The sequence below is a fragment of the Oleiphilus sp. HI0043 genome (assembly GCF_001634935.1).
Window position 1 is genome coordinate 1 of record NZ_LWEY01001508.1, and the last position, 1,216, is coordinate 1,216.

2 protein-coding genes are annotated in these 1,216 nt (G+C 48.4%); both read right to left on the reverse strand.

The genetic code is table 11. The features are described 5' to 3' along the window. On the reverse strand, positions 1 to 711 hold a 711-nt coding region (locus A3729_RS21760; RefSeq protein WP_156498069.1), incomplete at its 3' end, for an ATP-grasp domain-containing protein. A gap of 3 nt (positions 712 to 714) precedes the next feature. After that, positions 715 to 1,203 (reverse strand): 5-(carboxyamino)imidazole ribonucleotide mutase, encoded by a 489-nt coding sequence (gene purE, locus A3729_RS21765; RefSeq protein ID WP_068506833.1) that lies wholly within the window; start codon positions 1,201 to 1,203, stop codon positions 715 to 717. Between the last annotated feature and the right edge of the window lie 13 nt (positions 1,204 to 1,216).

The window sequence follows — 1,216 nt, forward strand, 5'->3', positions numbered from 1 at the left end:
ATATTGATTTGCTTGAGCATTTATATCGTCCGCGACCTTAGCTGCAGGTGCGATGGAATAGCGCAGAATGCCTTCGTGGTGGTCGTTTTCTGCTAGTGGGTAGACTTTCATGCTGTCATCAGCTGAGCGTACAGCGATAATTGACAGCTCTCGAGAAAAGTTTACGAATGCTTCTGCAATAAGTGTGTTTGTGCCATTTTTACCTTCGCCAATAGCCTGCCATGCTGCTTCGCATTGTTCTGCTTGACGAATAACGAACTGGCCTTTTCCGTCATAGCCTTCTCGCGTTGTCTTGGTGACGATTGGGCAACCTAGTTTTTCGACAGCCGCTTTTAACTCTTCAAGGGAGTTGACGATATGGTAGGCAGGAGTGGGAATTCCAAGTTTGGTAAATAGTGCCTTTTCCTCAGCTCTATTTTGACAGACTTCAATAGACTTTGAGGGGGGATAAAGTGTACTTTTACTTTCGATGTATTGTGTTAGTTGCGCTGGAAGGTGCTCAAATTCATAAGTGACGACATCAACGTCATTCAGGAAGTCCGCTAAGGCCGGATTGTCGAGCTTGGCCTCGGTGTCGATAGTAATGTCTCCAAGTCCAACGCTAGGAGAACCGGACGTATCATAAAAGTGAAAGTCCAGCTCCAGAGGGTATCCCGCCAAAGCGAGCATTCGGCCTAGTTGCCCAGCGCCCAGTACACCAATTTTCTTCATTGCCTAGCCTCGTGGATCTGGTTGGCTTAATACTGTTTCTGTTTGCGTCTGGCGGAACTTATTGAGAGCAGCTTTGACTTTGTCATCATGCAATGCGATCACCTGGCCTGCAAGTAGACCTGCATTCTTTGCCCCGGCGACACCAATAGCCAGTGTACCAACAGCGATTCCGCCAGGCATTTGTGCAATAGATAGAAGGGAGTCGAGGCCGTTTAATGCTTTAGATTGAACAGGTACGCCAAACACAGGTAGATTGGTTTGTGAGGCAGCCATTCCAGGTAAGTGTGCTGCGCCACCAGCGCCACCAATTATAACTTGAATGCCGCGCTCTTCAGCTGTTTTGGCATAGTTGAATAAGAGGTCAGGGGTGCGATGTGCAGAAACGACCTTAACTTCGTAGGCTACACCTAACTCGTCTAGCATGTTGGCCGCGTGTTCCATTGTCGGCCAGTCCGACTTTGAACCCATGATTATCCCAACTACTGGCTGCATCTTGTCACCTCTC